Genomic DNA, 17,009 nt, shown 5'->3' with positions numbered 1-17,009 from the left:
ACATGATTCAAAAAGAGCAAACAAATGCTCCCCTCTCGATGTGTCCATCCTCGACTTGATATAGTAAAATACATAGTAGAAGCTAGCCAATCATGTACGTCTTGCCATTATGTAGAAGGCGAAGTAAGGAGTTCTTATGAGACTAATCATTGCGGAAAAGCCATCACAAGCTCAAAAGTTGGCTGCTCCCTATCCATCTAAAAAGCGAAAAGACGAGATTGAAATCTCACCTTGTCCCCGTTTCCCTGAGGGGGCGATTGTCGTATGGGCCGTCGGTCACCTTTGTGAACTTCAAGAACCGTCGCACTATCGTCCGGAATGGAAGTCATGGAAGTACGAGGCGCTTCCAATCGTCCCAGAACGATTTGATTATCGTATTTCAAAAGGGAAGTCGAAACCGTTCTATGCCATCAAAAAATGGCTCCATGACCGCTCGATTACCGATGTCATCATCGCATCGGATGCCGAACGGGAAGGAGAAGCGATCGTTCGTCTGATCCTCCGACTCGCAGGTAACAAAAAACCACTTGCTCGACTATGGATTTCGAGTCTGACGGAGCAAGCAGTCGATCGAGGATTCTCGCAACTGTTGCCAGGTGAACAGACGATTCCATACTACCATGAGGCGATGAGTCGCGCCTGTGCGGACTGGCTCGTTGGGATGAACGCCTCACGTGCCTATACGACATTGTTGAAGACGATTGGGATTGAAGACGTCTTCTCGCTCGGTCGTGTACAAACCCCGACGCTTGCCTTAATCGTCAATCGCGAACGAGAAATTAAACAATTCGTACCAGAACCATACTTTGAGGTCGAGGCGACACTTGCAAAAGGTCGAGGCACGTTCAAAGCGAAGTATACGTTTGGAAAGACAACGAAGCTCAAAACGCGTGAGGAAGCCGATGCGGTCGTCAAACGTGCATCTGGAACCGCGATTGTGAAGACAATCGATAAGGAAGAAAAAATCGAGCAACCCCCATTTTGGTTCAGTCTATCCGGACTTCAGGCAGAGGCAGGGAAACGATTCGGATTCGGGGCGAAAAAGACGCTTGATATCGCTCAAAAGTTATATACGAAAGGGTGGATCAGTTACCCTCGGACCGATTCAGGATTTGTCACACCCGATGAGGCGACGTTATTTCCACAGACAAAGGCAAGACTGCTAAAGTCCGACGCCTATGCAGGACTTCGTGACCTGTTGACTGAGGACCCGTCGAAAAATCGACGCTATGTCAATGCCAAGAAAGTCAGTGACCACTACGCGATCATCCCGACGGAGGCGTGTGGTGACGTCACTCGACTCGGTGGGGATGAGGCGAAGCTATATGATTTGATCAATCGACGTTTCCTTGCGGCCTTTGCACCCGCAGCGATGCTCGAGAAGACAACGGTCGATCTGATTGATGGAGGCGACTTGTATCGCGCGAAAGGAACTGTCGTTGTGAGTCCTGGCTATCGACAAGTCGTGGAGATGAAATCAAAAGATGTCGAGCTTCCTGCGCTGACGGTCGGTGAAGAATTAAAAGAGAAGAAAGTTGAAGTGTTGTCGAAACAGACAGAGCCACCGAAGCGATATACGGAAGGCGCGCTCATTATGGCGATGAAAGTCGCAGGGAAACAACTTGATGACGAAGAGCTGATTCATATCATGAAAGAAGTAGAGGGACTCGGGACCGAGGCGACACGTGCCAACATCATCGATGGATTGAAAAAGCGAGGCTATGTCCAACTTCAGAAAAAAGAGCTCGTTCCTACAGACAAAGGGCGCCTGTTGATCGATGTCCTCGGAGACAGTATTTTGGCCTCGCCCGTCATGACAGCGAAATGGGAGAAACGTCTCCATGAAATCGGTCAAGCATCGGCCTCCGCTGCTGAATTCATTGAACAAGCGAAGAAGATGTCCGTTCATTTGGTCGAAGAAGCGAAATCGCGAGTAGAAGCGGCTAATCCTGAGGGCTATACGATTGAAGCGAAGCGTTATGGAAAGAAAGGAACGACTCGACCGAAGGCATCATTTGGTATCTGTCCGAATTGTGGAAAAGGGCTCGTCGAACATCCGAAGTTCATCGGCTGTAGTGGATATCGTGAAGGATGTCGCTTCACCGTATCCAAACAGGTGCTCGGCGTCGGACTCGTCAAAGATGAGTTGAAGCAAATGATCAATGGAGGGCAATCGAACGTCCATACGTTCAAAAAAGGAGACAAGACGTTCAATGCCTCATTGTATTTAGAGAAGGGTACACTCCGATTTGAATTCAAATAAAAAAGGGTCGCGCATTAGAGCGGCCCTTCTTTCTTGTCAGTCTTGTCTCTTTTCTTGTCGTCTTCAATGCGACGATTGATTTCGTCATAGTCGAGGACGATGTCATCTTTATTGTCTTTATAGGCGTATCCTTTTTGGATGACGACGATGGATGCGATGAGGACGAGTAAGATGATTAAACCGCTGACGGCAAATATCCAGGCCATATGAACCCCTCACTTTCTTTCTTCAGTATGCCAAACAATGGACAGGTTCTTCAACTAGAATGAACAGACGGTTATGTCGTGTGTGAATGAAAAGATATGGTACAATACGATATAGATTAATACGTAAAGAAGGAAGGGATAGTCATGGCGATTTTGATTGTGGACGATGAACCGGTCAATACGCTCGTACTCGAGCAACTGCTTCACCAGCACGACTATGAGACGGTATCGGTCTCGAGCGGGGAAGAAGCGCTCGACTTACTGATGGCCCCACAAGCTGCATCGCTGTATGATCTCGTCCTGTTGGATGTCGAAATGCCTGGAATTTCAGGAATCGAGACGTGCAAGCGGATTCGGCAGATGGCTGACTTTGAAGAGTTGCCGGTCATCATGGTATCCGGACGAACGGAAGAGAAGCAGATTGCCGAGGGGCTCGACGCGGAGGCGTCAGATTACACGACCAAACCGATCAAAATAACAGAATTACTTGCAAGAATCCGTTCTGCTCTCCGTTATAAGGCGGCTGTTGATGAACGGAAAATTTATGAGGCCCGTCTTCAGTATGATTTGGACCTCGCCCAGAAGATTCAACAAAGCGCGCTTACGCCACCAATCAGTAATGAAGAGATTGATGTTCGGGCGCTCTATCTGCCTTCTAAAAAATTGGCTGGGGACATGTACGCATGGTTTCAGGTCGCTCCGGACCGATACGGGGTCATCATCTTTGATGTCATGGGACACGGGGTCTCATCGGCGCTCATCACGATGGGGATCCGTTCCATCCTACCGGGGCTTGTCGGGAACGTGCAGTACCCGGTAGACGTCATGACGGAGTTGAACCGTCAGATGACGTTCCTCTTCTCTGGTGACGATATGCACAGCTACTTCACGGCGGTCTATTGCTACATCGACACGACAAAGCGTCGAATCGAATATGTGAATGCAGGCCATCCCCCTGTGATCGTGACGTCAGAAGAAGGAAACTGTCGTCTTGAGACGACAGGGGTACCAGTCGGTATGTTCGAGGAACCGAATTATGAGTCGAAAGAGATTGACATCACACCGAATATGACGCTTCACATGTATACGGATGGACTCATGGAGTGTTACAGCAAAGATATCGATGATGGGATTCGCTGGCTAGAGAAGGACGTTTCCACATACGGTTTGGACTATAGTCGTCACGTCGCTGAACAGCTTGTGCCAAAGATTGAGATTGAAGACGACCTGTGTCTCGTCACGGTCAAAATCACATGAAGAGAGCCTGACGCAACGTGCGTCAGGCTCTTTTTTGCTAGAAATATCGCTTTCGCCAAAGGATATAGAAGGCGAGACCGGAAAATCCAATCATCATCGTGATGGCCATGATGAATCCGAACGGTTGTCCTTCCCATGGAACTTGAACGTTCATCCCGAAAATTCCAGATATCATTGTCGGGATACTGAGGACAATCGTGATGGATGCCAAGAATTTCATGACGAAGTTGACGTTGTTCGAAATGATGGATCCGAATGCTTCCATCTTGATGCTGATGATGTCGTTATAAATCGATGCCATTTCCATCGCTTGACGGTGTTCGACAAAAACGTCTTCGAGTAGTTCTTCGTCCTCTTCATGCTTCTCCAAACTCGGTGTCTTGACGATGCGGTCTAAGACGCTATCGTTCGCTTTTAAAGAGGTCATGAAGTAGACGAGAGATTTTTGAAGGTTCATCAACTGGAAAATCTCTTGGTTTCGCATCGAACGCTGCAACTCTTGCTCGAGTTCGTCCATTCTTCGGTCGATTTGGCGCAAGAAACGCAAATACGTCATACTCACCCGATGTAAAATCTGAAAGACGAAGCGACTTCGGTAGTTCGTTCGGAACAGTCTTGCCTTTCCGTTAGCGAACAAATTCAACACGTCGAGATCTCGCGAGCAGACGGTGATGAAATGTCGTCCGGTCACGATGATACCGAGCGGGATGGTATTATACGTGCGACCTGTATCATCTTCCTCCACATACGGAACGTCGATGATCATGAGAAGTCCTTCATCATCTTTTTCAAAACGTGGTTTCTCTTCAATATCAAGTGGGTCATATACAAAGTCTTCTGGAATGCCGGACGCCTCGATGACTTGATCGGCCTCATCTTTTGTCGGATTCACGAGTTGAATCCAGCTTCCTTTATCAAAGTCTTCGATTTCACCCACATGGCCTGATGCGTCAGTACGGTAAATCGTCAGCATGCATCTTCCTCCTACCTTAACTCAATCTTATTATAGGTAGCCAAAATGAAGAGTGCAATCCAAAGCAGGAGATTTTTTGTTTTCTCCCGAAAACGTGTTACAGTGAGTATGAACGATTGGAATATCGTTTATTGAGGAGGGGTTACATTGACTAGAATGCCCGAAGACGCTCTGTTCAATGAAGAAAAACTAGCAGAGCTCCACCAAATCGCAAACGGAAACATGGATTTTTTAAATAAAATTGCAACCACATATATCCAGCAGTTGGAGGCGAAGTATCCTGAACTGCAATCGGCAGTCGAGGCGAAAGACTATTCTCGTGTCGAGCAACTCGCCCATTTATTAAAAGGGGCCTCCTATTCAGTTGGTCTAGAACAGACGGCCCTTCTTTTCCACGACCTCGAAGTGGCTGGAGAAAACGCACATCTAGACGGAGCGAACGAAACATTGGCAACCATCGAATCGCATAGTAAGCGATTTTTAAGCGAGTGGAATACGCATTTCGAACAATTCACATAAAAAAGTTTGCGACCGAGATGTCGCAAACTTTTTTATTATCCTACAAATTCATCAAGCGTCGCAATCAACATTCCGATTTCCGGTTTCGTGATTTGAGCGTTCGCACCGACGGCTTCCCCTTTATGTTTCAAGTCATCCGAGATGAGTGACGAGAAGATGATGATTGGAAGCGTTGCATAGCGGTCCATCTCACGGAGGCGCTTCGTCAAATGAAGTCCATCCATCTGTGGCATCTCAATGTCGGTGATGAGGAGGTCGCATTCGACGTCTTCTTGTTCAAACGCATCGAGTGCCTCTTTCCCGTTATTGAAGACTGTTGTATTGAAGTATCCCGCGTCATCCAACGTGTCGAGAATCAGTGTGCGGAGCATCTCTGAATCTTCAGCAATCCAAATATTCTTGTTCGAGCGCTCACGAGCACCGAGTCGCTTCACAGATTCGCGAGCCATGATGTCTTTACGTGACAATTCGAGCGCGATTCGCTCATAGTCGAGCAAGATGATCATCTGGTCACCTGTTTTGACAACACCGTTCGTGATGCCTTGAACGCCACGTGCGAGATCGGACGGCGTGTCAATCTGCTCCCAAGAGATGCGTTTAATCTCGGTTACCTGGTCGACCCGAAGAACCGACTTCTCACCGTTGAACTCGCAGACAATCAAACGATCATCACTTCCGACTTCACGTGGATGGCTGATGACCATCGGAAGATCGATCACGGTCATGACCTCACCGCGCAACTCGATTAACCCCATGATGGCTTCCGGTGTACCTGGGAGTGGCGTCAATGGAAGCATCGTGATAATTTCACGTACTTTCATGACATTGATGCCGAACAAGAACGGTCCAGCTTGGAAAATCACGATTTCAAGTTCGTTCGTTCCTGCTTCAAGTAAAATATTATGATCAGTGCTCAATGGTAGTCCCTCCTATTTCACGTACTCTCATCTTTACTATCGGTATCCGATCGATAAATCTACAGTAAAAATAGTGTCAACTCTCATCAGAATTCACAAAAAGTTTCATAGTAACCGTTTACATCTCATAAACTGAATCGTTATAGTTGTCCAATGGAAAAAAATCTGCATACAATGGGGTTGGCAACGAGATATTACAGCTTACTCAGGAGGCAGATAGAGATGTTGAGTATGAACACATATCCATATTTATTGAATGGTCAATGGCAGGAATCTTCAAGCAACGAAACGATTGAACTCGTTTCACCATATAAAGACGAAGTCGTAGGTCGCGTTCAAGCGATGTCACGCGATGAAGTCGATGAAGCCATCCATGGCGCAAAACGTGCACAACAAGAATGGGCGGCGCTTCCGGTCAACAAGCGCGCTGAATTGTTGTACGCATGGGCAGAAAAACTCGAAGAACGCGTGGATGAGATTGGTCAAATCATCATGCAAGAAGTCGGGAAAAACTTGAACGACGCGAAGAAGGAAGTCGTGCGGACGGCGGAAATCATTCGTTATACGGCTGAAGAAGGAATTCGCTTCAATGGCGGCTTCATGCAAGGCGATTCATTCCCAGGTGGCTCGAAAAACAAGATGGCCATCATCAAGAAAGAAGCGCTCGGTGTCGTCCTCGCGATTTCACCGTTCAACTACCCGGTAAACTTGGCAGCTGCTAAGATTGCGCCGGCGCTCGTCACAGGAAATGCGGTAGTCTTCAAACCAGCAACGCAAGGTGCAATCAGTGGGATCAAGATGGTCGAGGCTCTTCACGATGCCGGTCTTCCAAAAGGTCTGTTGAACCTCGTGACAGGTCGCGGTTCGGTCATCGGTGACTACTTGACATCACACCCAGGGATCGACATGATCACGTTCACAGGTGGAACGGGTACGGGTCAACATTTGTCACAACAAGCGTCGATGGTACCGGTCGTACTCGAACTCGGCGGGAAAGACCCAGCCCTCGTTTTAGAGGATGCAGACTTGACGTTAGCAGCTGACCAAATTGTCAGCGGAGCGTTCTCATATTCAGGTCAACGTTGTACAGCAATCAAGCGCGTCTTCGTCCTTGAAAATCAAGCGGATGAGCTCGTCGATATGTTGAGAGAACGTGTCGCAAAACTTTCAGTCGGTTCACCGGAAGAGAACAGCTTCATCGTTCCTTTAGTTGATGCGAAGACGACGGATTATGTACAGGGTTTGATTGACGACGCCGTCAATAAAAAGGCAACGGTCGTTTACGGCAATAAGCGTGAAGGAAACTTGCTTCACCCGACATTGCTTGATCACGTGACGACAGATATGCGTGTCGCATGGGAAGAACCGTTCGGACCGGTCCTCCCGGTCATCCGTGTGAAATCACTCGACGAGATGATCACACTCACGAATGAATCGGAGTTTGGTCTTCAGGCGAGCGTCTTCACACAAAACGTCAATAGCGCCTTCACGGTCGCTGATAAGTTAGAAGTCGGTACGGTCCAAGTGAACGGACGGACAGAACGCGGTCCAGACCACTTCCCATTCATCGGTGTCAAGCAATCGGGACTCGGCGTTCAAGGAATCGGACGTAGCCTTGAGACGATGACACGTGATAAAGTGACGGTCATCAACCTATAATATGGATCATTCATGAGGGAGAGACATCTCCCTCTTTTTTGTTTGATTGAAAACGCATCTTTCAGACGGGTATAATGGAGAAAGACAGGAAGAAGGGGTGGTGATGACGTGGCGGACTGGATTTCTAGCCAACTGGCAAGACTCGATATCCCGACACCGTTCGAAGTCGGGAACGTGAACGTATATATCGTTGAACATATGAACCGCTTCTTCATGGTCGATTGTGGACCAGACACAGAAGAGGCGTGGACCTCGTTGAACCGTCAACTTGAAGAGCTTGAACTCTCGTTGGCGGATATCGACTTTTTATTTTTGACACATCATCATGCTGATCATGCCGGACAAGCATGGCGTCTTCGCGACGCATCCATCCCCGTGTACGGGCATGAAAAGCTCGTTCGATACTTAGAGCAAACCCCAAACTTTTTGAAGCGTGGTAATCACTTTTTACATGAATTGGCCATCTCTTTCGGGGCCCCGGCTCCACTCGTGGAAAAATTACCAGACTATCGCGAAGCGCTTCGCTGGATTGGTCCGACGACTGTCACGATGACGTTCGGGGACGGGCAAGCATTGACCTCGGATGGGGCGTGGCAGACAATCCATTTACCTGGACACGCCAGTGACCAGCTCGGGTTGATTGGTCCCGGAGGAGTCTTGATTGCCGGAGATCACCTCATCGACAAGGTCGAACCAAATCCGCTCATCGAACAGCCGTATGATGACGAAGGATTTGCATCACCCGTCATTCTCTATATCGATTCGCTTAAAAAATTACGTGGGATTGATTTAAAGCTCGTCGTCAGTGGACACGGTGAACCGATTCACCATCCGAATGATTTAATCGAGAGTCGAATTCGCCAACGGTATGAGCGCAGTGAACAATTGCTTGCCGAATGGGAAGATGGACTTAGCGTTTTTGATTGGTCAATGAAGTTATATGGACGAAAGATGCGACGTGGGATGCCGCTCGTCTTCAGTGAAGTGTTTGCACGACTCAGTTTACTCGAGGAACGTGGCGACATCGAGAGACGTCGAGATGATCAAAAATGGATTTATACGAAGAAAGAAGTGATGTCGTGAAAAGAGTAGTCATTACTGGTGCGTCAAGCGGGCTCGGTGCCGCATTGGCGCATTCTTTTTATGAATATGGATACAACGTATTGTTGATTGGAAGAAATGAAGAACGGTTAAAAAAGATTGCCGCAACATGTGAAGGGGATTGGATGTGCGCGGATGTCGCAAAGTCAACCGCTCTCGTTCACGATGTGAACGAACGGTTCGGGAAATTTGACGTATGGGTCAACAATGCAGGCATGGCCGAATTTGATTTGGTGACCGATCAGTCGACGGATGTGATAGAAGAAACGATGCGTGTGAACGCTCTCGCGCCGATGCTGTTATCGCGAGATGTCGCCCGAGTGATGGAGCGAGAGGGTACCATCGTCAACATCTGTTCACAGGCTGCGAAAGTACCGACACCTAAGTCAGCCGTCTACGCAGGGTCAAAGGCGGCACTTTTACAGTTTTCGAACGCGCTCAGGCTAGAGTTGAAGCCCCGTGGCATTCACGTCATGACGGTCAATCCAGGACCGATTGCAACGCCGTTCTTTAATCGAGCTGATAAAAGTGGTACATATGCTGAAAGTGTTCAAAGGATCATGCTTGACCCGAAACGATTGGCTGATGCGATTGTCAGAGGAAGTCGTAAGCGAAAACGTGAAATCAATGCGCCGTGGTGGATGAACGTAGGGGCGAATGTGTATGCAATCTGTCCAACCATGTTCGAAATACTCGCGAAAAGGGGATTTGAGAAAAAGTAAAAAGGGGGATTAAGATGAGGAAATGGAGAGTACTGCTCGCAACTGTCATGCTCACATTCGTGGCAGCGTGTGGGAGTGAACAGGCAGTTGAGTTTTCGGACTCGTTTGAAAAAGCAGCAACAACGGCAGAAGGGTCGACCGTCAACCTATATATGTGGGGTGGGGACGAGGGCATCAATAGCTACATCGATGACTACGTGGCACCTCGCCTCGAGGAATCTTACAATGTCGAATTGAACCGTGTCGCAATGGATACGGCCGAATTCATCCGACAATTATCACTCGATAAAAAAGCGGACAGACAAGTCGGGACGATTGATGCCGTCTGGATCAATGGCGATAATTTCCGAAATGCGAAAGAGGCTGGTCTTCTTCGAGACGGACTGATGGAACGTGTCCCGAACGCCGAGTTATTAAACGAAACGGCCCAGCAATCAGATGCCGGCACCCCGACAGAGGACTTGGAGCTCGCATGGGGGAATGTACAATTCATCATGCATTACGATGCTTCGAAAGTGGACAATCCTCCTCAATCGTTTGAAGAATTACGTCGCTGGACTGAAGACAATCCAGGTCGATTCACGTATCCTGAAGTCACAGATTTCACCGGGAATGCCTTCGTCCGCCATCTATTGTATGAACGATACGGTGACGAGTTGGACCAAAAAGCGACCATTGAGGATTCGTTCTGGGATGACTTGAAAGCGTGGTCTCCGAATTTGTGGAAAGACGGACAAACGTATCCAAAGACGCTCGAACAACTCGATCAGCTCTATGCATCGGGAGAAGTTTGGATGACGATGGGATTCAACGAACGTCGAGCCGAGGCGGAAGTGACGGAAGGGATCTTCCCGAAAGAGACACGCGCGCTCGTCCTCGATCACTCCATTGCCTCGACACACTTTTTAGCAGTCCCATTCAATGCCCCGAATCCAGATGGGGCGTTAGTCCTTCTTCAAGAACTGTTGTCTCCTGAAGCACAGCTTGTCAAACAGGGACCAGAATATTGGGGAGACGGCACATCACTCGACTTAACGAAGCTTGACGTGAATGACCAACGAGCGTTTGAAGAATTAGGGGAGGGTGTCACGTACCCAGATTCGGAGCAATTGCTCGAACGTTCGATCCCGGATTATGGACCGAACGTGATTGACACCGTCCGCGAGGAGTGGCCACGTGTTACGAAGTAGTGTCGCAGTGACGATCATGGTGTCGCTTCTTCCGCTCACTGCCCTCGTCTTTCTCGCCATAGAGTCAACGGGAACGGATTGGGGCTCGCTTTTAACAAATGAGACGTGGCGCGATAGTTTCGTCACGACGCTTTATGTCGTCAGCGTATCGACTGGTCTATCGCTTGTAATCGGGACGTGGCTTGCAAGAACGGTCGTCCAAAAAGGTTGGCGTTTCCTATCATCTGTACTCCGACTTCCGATGTTTGTCCCTCACATTGCCGCTGCATACCTGTTTTGGTTATTGTTCACCGGAACGAACGGCATCGGATGGATTGAGGCGAACGAACGAAACTATGTCACGGTCATCCTGACCTATATATGGAAGGAGACACCGTTCGTCTTTTTAATGATGCTCGGGACATATGAGCAATTGAATCGGGGTTACGTCGAGATGGCCAAGACGCTCCAACTCTCTCCGTTTGACCAGTTCAAACATGGGGAGTTGCCGTTTCTGATGAAACCATTACTCGATTCGGCATGGATACTAATCGCCTTTATCTCGTTCGCATACGAGGTCCCGGCATTGCTCGGCGTGACTTACCCGAAACTCATCGGTGTCCTCGCGTATGAACGACTGTCGACTGGACTCTATTTAGAGGCGACAGAGCCTTATGCGGTCGCCCTCGTCTGGACATGTCTTGTCGGAATCGGCGTATTCCTATCTTACGTATTGACCGCATCCATACGACGACGAATTGAACGTGGGGTGAGACGATGATTCGACAAGGGATTCTCATCTGTTTGACGTTCATACCGTTTATCAGCCTCTTCTTCGTAGTCCCGACATTTGAAATCGAGAACAACATGGCAATCGTTCATACGATAGGATTGATTGTGATTTTATCTGGGATCAATGTATGGCTCTCGATGATGTGTGCCTGGTGGCTATTGTGGATAGATTCTAGATGGAAACATGTCATCGAATGGCTCGTCTTTTTACCATTGTTCATTCCGATGCTGGCAACATTGTTTGGCCTCTATCTGATCTTGGCGGAAGCTGGTCTGATTGGGACGTATGTCGGCGTCACCCTTGCCCTGCTCGTCGTGACGATTCCCTATTCAATCCGCCTCGCCTACAACGGAATGGCGGTCATCGGTCGACCACTTTTGGAACAAGCTCGGATTCTGCCATCGAGACGGCGAGTCATGTACGTGCTGTATCCGCTCTTTTCTAGATTGATGCGGACCATCGCGTTGTTCACGACCGTCATTTTGCTCAGTCAATTCGCGCTGATCCAGTTGATTGGTGCGGGATTGATTCCGACCGTGATGACAGAATTGTATCAATCTTATGCGGGAAACAATCGTGGTCTCGCTCTCTCGAACACATGGATGCTCATCCTATTCCCCGTTCTCCTCTATTTTCTGCTCTCAGGATGGGATCGGTATATGGTGCGTATGCTGAAAGGACGTCTTCAATGAGTTTGAATGTACAAAATCTATATAAACAATTTGGAACGAAACAAATACTAAATGGTGTCGACTTCGAGGTTAAACCTCACGACATTCACGCAATCATCGGTGTGAGTGGTTCAGGGAAATCGACGATTCTACGAATCATCGCAGGTCTTGAGTCGACTGACAGCGGCGACGTGAAATGGAATCACCGTTCTTTAATCCCTATCCCTGCGCATAAACGGCGCGTGACGATGCTATCGCAAACGGCTTTATTGTTCCCACATTTGACAGTCGGAGAGAATGTCACGCTCGTGACTCGAGAGCGTTCTCGTAAGCAAGCCGAACATTGGCTACGAGTCGTTCAACTCGGTGACCGATATGATGCCGAGATACACGAACTGTCTGGTGGCGAACAACAACGGGTCAGTCTTGCCCGAGCTTTAGCGGCTGAACCAGAACTACTGTTATTAGATGAACCCTTTACAAACCTTGATCCCAAACTCAAGCTCGACTTGCAGCGTTTTATCCGGGACTTAGTGAAAGAACTCAACTTGACGGCGGTATTGGTCACTCATGATCGGGAAGAAGCGATGCTCATGGCAGACCAGGTGACGCTGATTGATGAAGGCAAGGTGACACGTACGGGGACGGTTGCGGAGTTATACGATACGGCCCCTGGATTCGGTGACTTTGTCATGCTCGATGGAGAACTGCGACCGTTGTCTGAAGTGGAGGTATCCGAAGCGACTGGTGTGTCGGTTCAGTTGATGAAGAAAATTTATCGATTCGGTCAATGTTTCGGGGAATATCAGTTCAAGGATGGACGATCCGTCATGTTACCGACGTGTGAAACGTACCAAACTGGAATGATTTATCGAATTAAACGAAAGGAGGAATAGTATGCTCGATACATACGGAAGTCGTTACGTTCAACCGGTCATCGAGCGTGGAGCGAATCGATTGCTCAAATGGAATTTCACGCCGAACGAAGTGACAGTACTTGGAGGAATCATCGGAATCTCGACCGGAATCTTTATCTATAATGATATGCACTGGACTGCCGTCATCTTACTGTGGCTATCTGGCTTGTTTGATGTTTTAGATGGGACGATGGCTCGAAAGTCGAAAACGAGTGGGTTTGGAACGGTGCTTGACCTCGTCTTGGACCGATTCGTCGAATTGTCGGTCGTGATTGCCCTTGCCCTTCGTTACCCGGAATATATGCCTATTTTTCTCATTCTGATTGCTTCATTTGTGATCGCCATGACACTGTTCCTAGCTGTCGGTGCGAGTAGTTCAAAGCGCTCAGAGAAGACGTTTTACTATCAGCCAGGAATTATCGAGCGAACAGAGTGCTTCATTTTGTTCACGTTGATGATTCTCTTCCCGAACTGGGTCGGCGGGATTGCTCTTATCTTTTTATTGCTTGAAGTCATGACAATCACACAACGATTCATTGAGGCACGGAGGATTTTGCGATGAAACCGAAGTTGGTGTTGGCCGGACTTGGACACGGACAGCTAGAAATTCTCGATCGTATTGAGGAGATATGCAAACATTATGATGTTCGCTTCATCGGAGACTGCCAGACGATTTATACAGGTGCCTTCCCACAAGTGATTGCCGGGCTCATGGATTCAGCTACGGTCCGATCACCTCAACTAGAGCCGGTCGCAAAGCGGGTGCTCTCGATTGACCCGATTCAGCAGACGGTTCAAACAGAAAACGGAATGTTTGAATACGATCAACTCGTTTTAGCCACCGGTGCGAAAAGTCGGGGAATCGGCACGCCACTTAAACCGATGTCACAAGCTTTACTTGACCGTATCGATTCGAGTTCGGTAGTGACGATTGTCGGTGGGGGCAAGGCCGGTGTAGAATTGGCGTTTACGTGCGCAATGACGAAAGACGTGACGCTGTATGCAAAAAGGATTTTGCCAGACGTGCCGCTCCATAGACAGAAACAAATTGAACGTCTTCTAGTGAAATCAGGCATTATGGTCGTTAAACAACGGCTTCAAGATGACGCATCGGAGGGGCTCCTGCTAGATGCGACTGGTGTTGTTCCTGTAGAATGGTGGGCTGAATCCGAGCTTGCAAAACCTGACAATTTTATAGCGACGGATGAATATTTACGTCATCATCAGTTTTCGAATATTTATGTAACAGGAGATATGGCATCCTGCTTAAATGGAGGTGTCGATGCTGTCAGGTCGGGGCGCTTTGTCGCCAAGCGCTTACTCAGTGAGACGAGTCAACCATTTCGAAGACGTCAATCGATGAATATACTATTGACGACACCAGGTCGTGCCTTGCTGACATTTGGACAGTTCACGTGGCATGGACGTCTTCCATATTATGTGAAGCGTTTCATTGACTCGCGATATGTTCGGCATTACAAGTAGTTGGGGGTTCGAACCGTTATTCGCTTAAAAGATGGCCAATCACGTCGTTCGATTCCGATTCAACGAGCACTTGTGGAATCTCGACCGTGCGCTGTGAATCAGAAGGAAACGTGACTATCCAGGCCTGTGTTCCTTCAAAACGTGAATCAACTAATTCAAAACGATCGTCGACTGTGATGGATTGAATCGTGGCCTGTTTCCCGTCTTCATCGATCGGTAGCCAATCCATATTGTTTAGATATTCAATTGCACTATTTATGATGGCTTTCTCATCATCCGGTGGCATGGATGATAAGGAGGATGTTTGTGTGCAGCCGACTAACATGAAGATGGCGAAACAGAGTGCGGTAAAAAGGCTGGTTCGAATCATGATTATTCTCCTTTCTCGTTTGGTTATTTCTTACAGTATAGTTGTAGATGAGACAGGCATGTACAAAAAAATCCTGCAGCCGATAGGTCTGCAGGAATCAGGTCATGCTTGAATCGTATCGAGGAATGAACGGATTTGCATCTCCGTCTTGGCGTTTGCCGAGTGGAGGTGTTCTTGTTTTACCCCGTCTTTATAGTAAAGAAGTGAAGGGATGCCGCGAACTTCTTGAGCATCAGATAATTCTGGGAGTTCGTCGCGGTCGACGACGTGCCAGTTAAATTGTGGATAGTCTTTGACGAGCTCATCGACATACATGTCTAGACGTTTACAGTCCGGGCACCATGATGTAGTGAAGACCACCATTCCGTGATCTTTTGTGGCTTCGTCAAATTGTTGTGATGAATGAATCGGTTGCATAGACAACTCTCCTTTCTTCTATCTATTTTGTCGGGTTTTTAACGGGTCGTCAACAGATTGGCATTCTCGAAACCGTTTGAGAATGTGATACACTAATAAAAATAGCATGAGAAGGAAAAGGTGATGGATATGGCGTTACGTCACGCATTGCTCGGGTTATTGACCCATCAGCCTGCGACCGGGTATGCCTTGAACGCGACGTTCAAGGCACAGATGATTCATTTTTGGAACGCCCATCATACACAGATTTATCGGGAACTGTTAAAGATGGAAGAAGAAGCACTCGTTTCGGCGGAACATGTCTCACAACAGGAGTTGCCAGACAAAAAAATCTACTCCATCACGGATCAAGGACGTGAGGAGTTAATCAATTGGTTACGTCAACCAACGTCGTTCCAACCGAAAATGAAGGATGAAAACCTCCTGCGTGTCAGTCTGCTTCAATTGTTGCCGGTTGAAGAAGCGGTCCGATATATCGAAGAGACAAAGGCACACCATGAGCAGGTCGCACAACAGATTCGAATGTTTCAAGAAGAACATCAATCGGACGAGGATACACTTGGCTATTTGCTGACGAGCGAGTATGCGATCCGAATGATGGAGAACTATGCCGGATGGGCGGATTGGGCGATCGAACAGATTCAAGCACGCAACGAAAAACACGTGACCTGAGCGGATCAGGTCACGTGTTTTGTGTATGGGTGAACCGGTAAACGAGCGAGTAAGCGATCAAGCACTTCATCATCGGTTTTGGTCTCAAATGAACGAATCGTTTCGTTCAATTGCTTGACTGAAGAGGCGCCTGGTAAGACGACGTCACAGAACCGTTTTGCAGCTTCGAGTGCATAGGCTTGAATCGGTGTCGGCATCATCGCCAATTCACTTGCGAGGTCCTCTTTTCGCCACGCCTCAAATCCCTTATCTCCAAGACGCGTCTCCCATTCATCCGTTAATAGGCCTTTGGCAAGAACCCCTCGGCCAACGATGGGGATCGAGACGTCGAGCGTCTCTGCCCGGCGGTCGAGTAGTGAATACGTCGTCATGAGAACATCGAGTGCACCGGATTTGACCCAATGGTTGATGACGTTCGGACGAATCGACGAGAGTCCGATTTGTCGAATCAGACCGTCTCGTTTTTGTTTTTGTGCCCATTCGATCGTTGCGTCGAGGTCATCCTCGAGCGTGCCGCCATGTATATAATATAAATCCAGATAATCGGTTTTCAATCGCTCGAGCGATCCGTGCAATGCTTCCTCTAAATAGGACGGATCAGGATTCCAACGCATGCCCTCCTCAGTCAATTCGTTGCCACCTTTACTCGCCAAAAATAAGTGTTGTCGCTCTTGACCCAACGTTTCCCCAATCACACGCTCGACAGCTTGTCGTTCATAGACGTCTGCCGTATCGATATGGCGAATCCCCGATTGAATGGCTGTTTCCAGGATATTCTTTGCCTCTTTCTCCCCATGTTTCAAAATCGTCATCGTTCCGAGTCCGAGTTCACTCATTTGGATTCCTCCTTGTTCGAAATGTTGGTTTGACTCATAATCAGAGTATATCGAAAAGTGAG

Annotated in this window: 19 protein-coding genes; 13 read left to right on the top strand and 6 right to left on the bottom strand. The window is 48.2% G+C overall.

Features of this window, described 5'->3' with window-relative positions; translation table 11 throughout:
- Positions 1-136 precede the first annotated feature (136 nt).
- Positions 137-2,263 carry a DNA topoisomerase III gene (locus tag BV910_RS08830; protein WP_078147073.1) on the top strand — a complete coding sequence of 709 codons (2,127 nt, stop codon included), beginning with the start codon at positions 137-139 and terminating at the stop codon, positions 2,261-2,263.
- Positions 2,264-2,277: 14 nt separating this feature from the next.
- On the opposite strand, the gene ytzI is transcribed toward BV910_RS08830, so the two are convergent.
- Positions 2,278-2,469, bottom strand: coding sequence for a YtzI protein (gene ytzI, locus BV910_RS08825; protein ID WP_078147072.1), 192 nt, complete (start codon positions 2,467-2,469; stop codon positions 2,278-2,280).
- Positions 2,470-2,613: 144 nt separating this feature from the next.
- Between ytzI and BV910_RS08820 the strand changes: the two genes are divergently transcribed.
- Positions 2,614-3,726, top strand: a complete 1,113-nt coding sequence (locus BV910_RS08820) for a PP2C family protein-serine/threonine phosphatase (protein WP_074036772.1) — start codon at positions 2,614-2,616, stop codon at positions 3,724-3,726.
- Between the two features lie 37 nt (positions 3,727-3,763).
- On the opposite strand, the gene BV910_RS08815 is transcribed toward BV910_RS08820, so the two are convergent.
- Entirely contained in the window at positions 3,764-4,699 is a 936-nt protein-coding gene (locus tag BV910_RS08815; protein ID WP_078147071.1) for a magnesium transporter CorA family protein, read from the bottom strand.
- A gap of 156 nt (positions 4,700-4,855) precedes the next feature.
- Between BV910_RS08815 and BV910_RS08810 the strand changes: the two genes are divergently transcribed.
- Positions 4,856-5,218: an Hpt domain-containing protein gene (locus tag BV910_RS08810; protein ID WP_240499878.1), complete on the top strand. Its 363-nt coding sequence runs from the start codon at positions 4,856-4,858 to the stop codon at positions 5,216-5,218.
- A 35-nt stretch (positions 5,219-5,253) separates the two neighbouring features.
- Here the strand turns inward: BV910_RS08810 and BV910_RS08805 are convergent, their stop codons facing one another.
- Positions 5,254-6,135: a chemotaxis protein CheV gene (locus BV910_RS08805; protein ID WP_078147069.1), complete on the bottom strand. Its 882-nt coding sequence runs from the start codon at positions 6,133-6,135 to the stop codon at positions 5,254-5,256.
- A 222-nt stretch (positions 6,136-6,357) separates the two neighbouring features.
- Here BV910_RS08805 and BV910_RS08800 point away from each other — a divergent pair, with 222 nt between their 5' ends.
- From BV910_RS08800 to BV910_RS08760, 9 genes are all read left to right on the top strand, one after another.
- Positions 6,358-7,794 carry an NADP-dependent glyceraldehyde-3-phosphate dehydrogenase gene (locus BV910_RS08800; protein ID WP_078147068.1) on the top strand — a complete coding sequence of 479 codons (1,437 nt, stop codon included), beginning with the start codon at positions 6,358-6,360 and terminating at the stop codon, positions 7,792-7,794.
- Between the two features lie 108 nt (positions 7,795-7,902).
- Positions 7,903-8,877, top strand: coding sequence for an MBL fold metallo-hydrolase (locus BV910_RS08795; protein WP_078147067.1), 975 nt, complete (start codon positions 7,903-7,905; stop codon positions 8,875-8,877).
- Positions 8,874-9,617 (top strand): SDR family NAD(P)-dependent oxidoreductase, encoded by a 744-nt coding sequence (locus BV910_RS08790; RefSeq protein WP_078147933.1) that lies wholly within the window; start codon positions 8,874-8,876, stop codon positions 9,615-9,617. Before BV910_RS08795 ends, BV910_RS08790 begins: the two co-directional genes overlap by 4 nt.
- Before the next feature lie 14 nt (positions 9,618-9,631).
- Positions 9,632-10,807, top strand: coding sequence for an ABC transporter substrate-binding protein (locus BV910_RS08785; RefSeq protein ID WP_078147066.1), 1,176 nt, complete (start codon positions 9,632-9,634; stop codon positions 10,805-10,807).
- A complete protein-coding gene (locus BV910_RS08780; protein WP_078147065.1) occupies positions 10,794-11,567 on the top strand; it encodes an ABC transporter permease subunit in 774 nt (257 codons plus the stop codon). Before BV910_RS08785 ends, BV910_RS08780 begins: the two co-directional genes overlap by 14 nt.
- Complete coding sequence (locus BV910_RS08775) at positions 11,564-12,271, top strand: ABC transporter permease subunit (protein ID WP_078147064.1); 708 nt, start codon at positions 11,564-11,566, stop codon at positions 12,269-12,271. The genes BV910_RS08780 and BV910_RS08775 overlap by 4 nt, the downstream gene beginning before the upstream one ends.
- The gene (locus tag BV910_RS08770; protein WP_078147063.1) at positions 12,268-13,146 is read left to right on the top strand and encodes an ABC transporter ATP-binding protein; all 879 of its coding nucleotides are present in this window, start codon (positions 12,268-12,270) and stop codon (positions 13,144-13,146) included. Before BV910_RS08775 ends, BV910_RS08770 begins: the two co-directional genes overlap by 4 nt.
- A 1-nt stretch (position 13,147) precedes the next feature.
- A complete protein-coding gene (locus BV910_RS08765) occupies positions 13,148-13,729 on the top strand; it encodes a CDP-alcohol phosphatidyltransferase family protein (protein WP_012726514.1) in 582 nt (193 codons plus the stop codon).
- Positions 13,726-14,652 carry an NAD(P)/FAD-dependent oxidoreductase gene (locus BV910_RS08760; RefSeq protein WP_078147062.1) on the top strand — a complete coding sequence of 309 codons (927 nt, stop codon included), beginning with the start codon at positions 13,726-13,728 and terminating at the stop codon, positions 14,650-14,652. Before BV910_RS08765 ends, BV910_RS08760 begins: the two co-directional genes overlap by 4 nt.
- Positions 14,653-14,668: 16 nt before the next feature.
- Here the strand turns inward: BV910_RS08760 and BV910_RS08755 are convergent, their stop codons facing one another.
- Both BV910_RS08755 and BV910_RS08750 read right to left on the bottom strand, forming a co-directional pair.
- A complete protein-coding gene (locus BV910_RS08755; RefSeq protein ID WP_078147061.1) occupies positions 14,669-15,022 on the bottom strand; it encodes an outer membrane protein assembly factor BamD in 354 nt (117 codons plus the stop codon).
- Between the two features lie 102 nt (positions 15,023-15,124).
- Complete coding sequence (locus BV910_RS08750; protein ID WP_012726511.1) at positions 15,125-15,439, bottom strand: thioredoxin family protein; 315 nt, start codon at positions 15,437-15,439, stop codon at positions 15,125-15,127.
- 123 nt (positions 15,440-15,562) lie between these two features.
- Here BV910_RS08750 and BV910_RS08745 point away from each other — a divergent pair, with 123 nt between their 5' ends.
- Positions 15,563-16,111, top strand: a complete 549-nt coding sequence (locus tag BV910_RS08745; protein ID WP_078147060.1) for a PadR family transcriptional regulator — start codon at positions 15,563-15,565, stop codon at positions 16,109-16,111.
- A gap of 5 nt (positions 16,112-16,116) precedes the next feature.
- Here the strand turns inward: BV910_RS08745 and BV910_RS08740 are convergent, their stop codons facing one another.
- The gene (locus BV910_RS08740) at positions 16,117-16,947 is read right to left on the bottom strand and encodes an aldo/keto reductase (protein ID WP_078147059.1); all 831 of its coding nucleotides are present in this window, start codon (positions 16,945-16,947) and stop codon (positions 16,117-16,119) included.
- Positions 16,948-17,009 lie beyond the last annotated feature (62 nt).

It is taken from the genome of Exiguobacterium sp. HVEsp1 (assembly GCF_002009685.1).
Classification (GTDB): domain Bacteria; phylum Bacillota; class Bacilli; order Exiguobacteriales; family Exiguobacteriaceae; genus Exiguobacterium; species Exiguobacterium profundum.
The sequence above is the reverse complement of the archived record's forward strand: the minus strand, read 5'-3'. Positions and strand labels throughout refer to the sequence as shown.